Below are 6,721 nucleotides of genomic sequence, written 5' to 3'. Positions count from 1 at the left end.
AATCATTTGTTTGGGAACTCTATTATCTTCACCCTCTTCAATTAAATCAATGGCATTACGGATATCTTTTATATATTGAAAAAGTTTTTGCCAGCCTGCTTGTTCGTCAAACATAGCTTGTGCAGACGATTGTTTTTTTTGAGCTATTTCTTTTTGTTTTTCTCTTTTCAACTCTTCTCTGTGTATTTCTTTTTCATTAATAATTTCTTTCCAAAGAAAGGTAATATGGTTTGCGGCATTGCTAATTTTTTCCCGTCTAATTTCAGATGGTTTACGATAATTTTTAATCTTTCCAATCCCTAATATCCAACCTTCTTTATTGTGTTTATGAATAACCCAAATTAAAAGATACAATTCTATTGAAATTGTAAGTGTTAATCGAAAAAACATTTCAATGCTTTTACTATTGTTATCAATATATAATGATATAAAAGAAAATATTGATCCTATTATTATAGGAGATAACATTATGAATATATTAAATATCACCAATACTATATAATTAATTATGGCAAATATTAATCTAATCATAATGGGTTAATAGAAAGTGTTAATGAAATAAAATCATAGCTCATGCGTTGATTAAGTGCCGTCAAATCAATTAGTGTTACGCTAACATCACTTAAGCGACTTTCTATTTGCATTTTTTCATTTCTGCTTAAAGATGAATCAAAGCGCCTATTTCTAAGTTCTGTTTGTTCAGCAAGTAAAGTTTGATGATAATTGCTAATTAGACATTGAACTTGATGATAAGCATCAGTTAGAAAATCCATTTTTCTATCATAGCTATGTTTGGCTAAAGATATAATATTTTGAATTATTTCCTTTTCTGCTTGTAACTTTGCCATTGAATAACTATGTTGTAGATTCACGATATGGGTTTGTAATTGTATTTCTCGTTGATGTTTGTCGCTTTCATTTTGTGCTTGTACTAAAGCTTGAAAAACTGACACCATTATAGGGATAGGCAAAGACATATAATTTCCGTAGTCTGAATTATTCTAGTGACGAATCCTACACCCTTCATTGATTTTTTGACAATGCCCCCACATAAATTTATTTCCCACTAATTTTGGATACAAAGAACCCCTTTTTGTCCCTGATTTATGGCACTAATAAGCCATTGATTTAACAGGGTGGCGGGCTTGTGTCAAATATCTTGAATTCTGGCACAAGCTGAATTTCTAACCACCCCGTTTTAAGTCTGCCGACGGCCAACCGTTTTTTGTGTTGGCCGTTCCCAATGCTCGCCCCGTAACACTTCCGACCCGACCCGAACAGCCAACACAAAAAACAGTTTTCATTGAAAACACGGGGAAAAGGATCTTCTTGACATGCTAGGCAAAGGTTGACAGTCTAGCAAAATGTTAACCTTTGCAAAGCGAGACCCCATATGTTGACACTAGGACAGGCAGCCAAAGAAGTAGGCAAAAGCAAAACAGCGATTGCCAACGCTATTAAAGAAGGCAGGCTTTCCGCCAATCGTTTGGAAAACGGACAATATCAGATAGACCCCGCCGAACTATTTAGGGTTTATCAGTCAATTAACAGGCAAGAAGAAAGTAAAGGTGTGCAAAGCGAGACCCCTATAAACAAAGCAAGTTTACAGGGTGAAACCGATCTTTTGCGGGAGCTTGTGGCACAGATAAAAGACGAACGGGACGACTTACGCCGCCGTCTTGATGTTTCGGAGACCGCAAGGCAAAGAGAGACGGAAGCGAGGGAAAAGGACTCTGCCGAACTTCGGCGATTGACACTTCTATTAACGCATCAGCCAGAGCCGACCGCCAAGAAAAGCGGGCTTTATCAAAAACTGTTTGGCAGGGATAAAACAAAAGTGTAATGTCCAGAAACGAAAAAAGCCGTCCACCCAACCAAGAGCAACGGCTTTTCGTATCACTTCAGGCAGTTTGGAGCGTCCCCGCTTTAACTGCCTGGCTAGATTAACAAACCTGAGCCAGAAAGGAAAGCCAAAAAATGGCAGATAAACTAAAAAACACCAAAGCTGTTAAAAAAATTATAAATGCTGCCGTTGACATCGCTATGAACCCAGCGAGTAGCAATGATGTAGCATTTATGAATAAATCACTTGTTCAAGCAAATTTGCCCCATAGCAAGCCTAAAAGTGATGTTTGGGTAAGAAAAAACGGCAATTTATCGCTTGTAGTACAAGCTGGGCTTGACGAAAACGGCGAAAGTTACGGCTTACCTTATGGAACTCTTCCTCGTTTGGGCTTGCTTTTGCTAATTACTAAAGCAGTTAAGGCTAAGAGCCGAAGAATTGAGCTAGGTAATACATTAAACGACTTTATTAGAGAACTTGGCTTAAATCCAAATACAGGAGGAGGAAAGCGTGGGGACGCTAAAAGAGTAATTGAACAAATGAACAGGTTATTTAATGCTCGTTTTAGTTTTATTGAAGCGGTAACCGACCTAAAAGGAAATACAGGGAAACGGCGGTTAAACATGGAAGTTGCACCAAAAACCGAGCTTTGGTGGGATATTAAAAAAACCGAGCAAGGTAGCCTTTTTGAAAGTTGGATAGAACTAGGCGAGGATTTTTTTAACGCAATCACGGCAACCCCTGTTCCTTTGGATTTTCGTGCAGCAGTGGCTTTGAAACAATCCCCCCTTGCATTAGATATTTACATTTTGCTTTGTTACGAAGCTTTTAGAGCCAGTAAAAGCGGGAAGTCACGCTTTATCCCGTGGGCTTCACTTCATGAACAAATGGGCGGAAGCTATAGCGATGTTAAGGACTTCAAGAGAAAATTCAAACAAGCATTAAGGAAGGTTCGTTCCGTTGCCCCAACAATACAAATAAACGAAGAAAACGGGGGAATTCGCATCATTCCCGATAGCTTGCCAGCCATTGCCACAAACAAAGTAATGTAATCGCCGAAAGCCTCTATTTTAGAGGCTTTTTTTGTGGAAAACCCTGTTAGTTGACAAAGTTATCAACGGTGAAACGGTCACCCCCCCCATTCAAGGACGGTGAAACGGTATCCCTTGAGATATAAAGTCAGTGAATCCGCCACTTTCAAGGACGGTGAAACGGTCACCCCTCAAAGATTTTTTAGAGTTTAGGACGGTGAAACGGTCACCCCCTAGGACGGTGAAACGGTCACCCCTTCCTATAATATAAAATCCTTTATCCTGTAGTTAATCAGCCCAATTTTGTGGATAACTTAAAAACGAGTTCGCTATCGCTCACCAACTTTTCAAAAATTGGGGGTTGTCTACCCCCAAACCCCCGAGGATATTTTTAACTGAACTGATTTTGAGGGAGGACGGAGAACAAAAGCCGAACTGCCCCCCAAGTTATCCACAAAAGCGGTTGATAATTGTGTGAACGAACCCCGCCGAAACCTTACGGCTTGCCGTGTTGAGTCAGCTTGTCTAAAAACTAGCCAAATCTTGACAGCTAAGACGCTGTTTAACAAAAAACGAATTTAAGGCTAGTTTAAGCGGTTTTTTTGTTAAACCTAGACACATCTAGCAGAAACCGTTTTTTGTTGCTGTACGATTAAATTTAATGCCTTGCTGTTGATGTTTTGCTATTTACAAGACTGCCAAACGCACCGCCGCTATTTCTTAGCCGTCCGCTTCGTTTCGGCTTTCTTGGCTAACCGCCTGTAATCGCCATCAGTTCAGTTAAAAATATCCTAGCGGGGTGCGGGGCTGGCGATGAAGCCCCGCCCTTGCTTTCTCAAAAAACAAACTGTGAGCGTAGCGAACGCTCTGTAAACTTAATCTTTTGCCTTGCTGGTGGCTTCGGCATTGGTTGGCGGGGTTTTTCCCGTGTTGTGGGTTGCCGCCGCCTGAACGGGCAAGGGCGGCAAGCCGAACAAAGCCCGCTCGTCCGACCGCTTCAAAAACCGACCGAGCAGCTTGTCTATGTCCGCCTTAAATTTTGGGTGCTTGCTGGCTTCGTCCAGCACCGCCGCACCTGCTAAAATTTTCCTTCTGGTGTCGTCTTTTTTCTTCTTTGCATTCTCCCGATTTTGCTCAAGCCTGATTTGTGTATCTATCGCTTTCCGCTGTTCTAAAAGCTTTGCTAGTTTTTCGTTACCCGTCATCTCATACCCCCGATTTTTCTTGAATCTTGTATCATGCTTTTTGCTTCCGTGCTAGTGTTCCTATAGGGTAAACTAGGCGAAGCAAGGCAAGCAATCCGTAGAGGCATACAGACAGAATGGCTCACTTACGCAAACTGCGTTTGCAGTGAGTAAGGGCGTTCCCCCTTAACCCCCGTAAAGGCGGGCGATGCCTCCCCCTTTACAATCCCCCCGCCAAGGATTGCCGCCCTTAACCCATACCCAGAAAGCCCCCCGACTTTATGACCACAACAGCAGGTTGGTATCATTGCAGCGTTAAGCCCATCGGCAGGGGTGCGGGGCGTTCTGTGGTTGCGGCGGCGGCATACCGCACGGGCGAAAAGTTGCACGACGACCGCACCCAACTAACCCACGACTACACACGGCGGCGAGGCGTTGAAGCGTCCTTCATCGTCGCCCCCGAACACGCCCCCGCTTGGGCAAGCGATGTTCAAAAACTTTGGAACGAAGCCGAAGCCGCCGAGACCCGCATCAACAGCCGAACCGCCCGAGAGGTTGAGCTTGCCTTGCCGTCCGATGTAAGCCCAGAGGCACGGCAAGAAATCGCCCATAACCTCGCCGAGCATTTAGCCGAACGCTACGGGGTGGCGGTCATGGTCGCCTTACATGACCCGTCAGGGCATGGCGACGATCGAAACCACCACGCCCATATTTTATTTACCACAAGGCGAATCGGTGCGGACGGCTTCGGTGAGAAAACCAGAGAGCTGGACGACCTCAAGACGGGCAAGCTGGAAATCCTCCATATACGGGAAACCGCCGCCGACCTCATCAACGCCGCTTTAGAGAATGCCGGCAGTGATGAACGCATAGACCACCGCAGCCATAAAGACCGAGGGCTTGAACAAGTGCCGACCGAGCGGCTAAGTTTGCAGCAAATCGCCAAGGAGCGGAAAGGCAAGCACAGCAAGGCGGGCGACCGCAACCGAGAAATAAAGGCGACCAACGACACCATAGCCGCCTTGGTAGAAGAACGGGAAGAGCTGGACAGGCAAATTTTAGAAGCCAACCAAGAGACCGAACCGGGCCAGACCCCAGAGCCGACAGGGGAAGGCGGGAATTATTGGCAAGACAAGCTCAACGCCGAACGTCAAGGCGACAACGAGGGCGGCACACCGCCCCCCGTACCGCCGACCATTGAGCCACAGGAAACCCCGAACGCTAACAGCATCTTTGACGATTCCATAACCGAGAATTTTGTCAGACAAATTAAAGAGCATGGCGAAATCCAACACCACGGACTAGGCATGTCGTGGGCGGATTATGTGGCTCATTGGGTGCATGAGTTGGGCGAAGGCATTGTAAACACCGTCAAAACTTCGCTTGATAATAACTGGCGGGAGTATATCAAGGAGCGGGAGCGGCAACAGCCGAGCGATCCCGAAAAGGACGGGGTAGATTTTGACAGGTAGGTTATGACCAAAAAGAAAACGGAATTGCTTGAATATCAAGCCTTTGACGCTAAAGACCGCAGCAAGATTATACGGATACGGCGAACCAACGGCACACACCATGCCCCCGCCAACACCTACTTGTTAGATGTGGTTTCGGACGGCGGGAAAAACCAAGAGATAGCAATCATCTATAGCTTTATGGTGGTGAAAATCACGGGCAGAAACCTACAGCATTTACAGCTTGCCATTGAAAAACGGGAGTGTGATTTTATTCAAAACTATGATGCAGAAGTTTTTGCCACGCCCGAATCTGACGAGGCGGTTATTGATAGCATTGAGATTATTACAAATAGGTAATTAGCGAGATTTTGAAGAAGGCTTGCCTATTGATTGTATTGCGTTGTTAGTTCTTTTTAGAGCCTCTTCTAAGGCTTGGTTTAGCAGTTCTGGTGAACTAGCAATAGTAATTGGGTTTGCAAGCATAACGGCTTTTATAGGAAGCATAATTGTTTCAGCGAATTTATTTATATGTTCAATATGTTCATTGAATTTTGGTTCAATTAATGAAGATATTTCAGGCAACAGTTCTTGTGCCGTTTGTGCCATATCTTTAGTTAAGCCTTGTATTGAAGCTTGCATTGGGTTGTTGTTTGAATCTTCTATAATTAATTCTAGTGTAAATTTTACTTCCATTGCTTCTTGAAGTGTTATTATTTCATCATCTAAAGAAATATGTCCATAGTTAGCATCTTTAAGAAGATTATTTAGTTTATACAATAAATCTTTTGGTATATCTATATTGATGTCATCCATAACATTTTCATAGTTACTATTCCTTGCAACTATAATGAGTAACAATAATTTAACAAAAAGTCATTACATATGTTGTGAAGTTTTTGTGACAACTCAGTTTAATTCTAAATATTAAATACATCCTTAAGTCGTTTAGTTATTGTATCATGCTCTAATTTACGCTCTTTTAGGCTTTCTAAAAGGAATTTTACTTCATTTTTAGCATCTTTCGATGTTTTATGTTGATCGGTTATAGTATTGTCAGTACGAATGGAATAAAGATAGTCATGAATCATTTGTTTGGGAACTCTATTATCTTCACCCTCTTCAATTAAATCAATGGCATTACGGATATCTTTTATATATTGAAAAAGTTTTTGCCAGCCTGCTTGTTCGTCAAACATAGCTTGTGCAGAC

9 protein-coding genes are annotated in these 6,721 nt (G+C 43.0%); 4 read left to right on the top strand and 5 right to left on the bottom strand.

From position 1 onward, the window contains the following. A partial coding sequence (locus tag AADEFJLK_RS23020; protein ID WP_146054723.1) for a hypothetical protein occupies nucleotides 1-468 on the bottom strand: 468 nt, incomplete at its 3' end. Between the two features lie 59 nt (nucleotides 469-527). Further along, complete coding sequence (locus AADEFJLK_RS23015) at nucleotides 528-977, bottom strand: hypothetical protein (RefSeq protein ID WP_146054722.1); 450 nt, start codon at nucleotides 975-977, stop codon at nucleotides 528-530. Between the two features lie 416 nt (nucleotides 978-1,393). Between AADEFJLK_RS23015 and AADEFJLK_RS23010 the strand changes: the two genes are divergently transcribed. Together AADEFJLK_RS23010 and AADEFJLK_RS23005 are read left to right on the top strand one after the other, a co-directional pair. Continuing rightward, nucleotides 1,394-1,843 (top strand): hypothetical protein, encoded by a 450-nt coding sequence (locus tag AADEFJLK_RS23010; protein WP_103975954.1) that lies wholly within the window; start codon nucleotides 1,394-1,396, stop codon nucleotides 1,841-1,843. 134 nt (nucleotides 1,844-1,977) lie between these two features. Continuing rightward, entirely contained in the window at nucleotides 1,978-2,895 is a 918-nt protein-coding gene (locus tag AADEFJLK_RS23005; protein ID WP_103975953.1) for a replication protein RepA, read from the top strand. An 854-nt stretch (nucleotides 2,896-3,749) separates the two neighbouring features. On the opposite strand, the gene AADEFJLK_RS23000 is transcribed toward AADEFJLK_RS23005, so the two are convergent. After that, entirely contained in the window at nucleotides 3,750-4,079 is a 330-nt protein-coding gene (locus AADEFJLK_RS23000; protein WP_103975952.1) for a mobilization protein C, read from the bottom strand. A 260-nt stretch (nucleotides 4,080-4,339) separates the two neighbouring features. Between AADEFJLK_RS23000 and mobQ the strand changes: the two genes are divergently transcribed. Beyond that, entirely contained in the window at nucleotides 4,340-5,530 is a 1,191-nt protein-coding gene (gene mobQ / locus AADEFJLK_RS22995) for a MobQ family relaxase (RefSeq protein WP_103975951.1), read from the top strand. Nucleotides 5,531-5,533: 3 nt separating this feature from the next. Then, nucleotides 5,534-5,869 carry a hypothetical protein gene (locus tag AADEFJLK_RS22990; RefSeq protein WP_103975950.1) on the top strand — a complete coding sequence of 112 codons (336 nt, stop codon included), beginning with the start codon at nucleotides 5,534-5,536 and terminating at the stop codon, nucleotides 5,867-5,869. Here the strand turns inward: AADEFJLK_RS22990 and AADEFJLK_RS22985 are convergent, their stop codons facing one another. Together AADEFJLK_RS22985 and AADEFJLK_RS22980 are read right to left on the bottom strand one after the other, a co-directional pair. Then, nucleotides 5,870-6,325: a hypothetical protein gene (locus tag AADEFJLK_RS22985; protein ID WP_103975949.1), complete on the bottom strand. Its 456-nt coding sequence runs from the start codon at nucleotides 6,323-6,325 to the stop codon at nucleotides 5,870-5,872. It abuts the gene before it with no gap. 104 nt (nucleotides 6,326-6,429) lie between these two features. Beyond that, on the bottom strand, nucleotides 6,430-6,721 hold a 292-nt coding region (locus AADEFJLK_RS22980; protein WP_211299323.1), incomplete at its 5' end, for a hypothetical protein.

It is taken from the genome of Methylovulum psychrotolerans (assembly GCF_002923755.1).
Taxonomy (GTDB): Bacteria; Pseudomonadota; Gammaproteobacteria; order Methylococcales; family Methylomonadaceae; genus Methylovulum; species Methylovulum psychrotolerans.
Note: the sequence above shows the minus strand (reverse complement) of the source record. Positions and strands in the feature narration are given on the sequence as shown.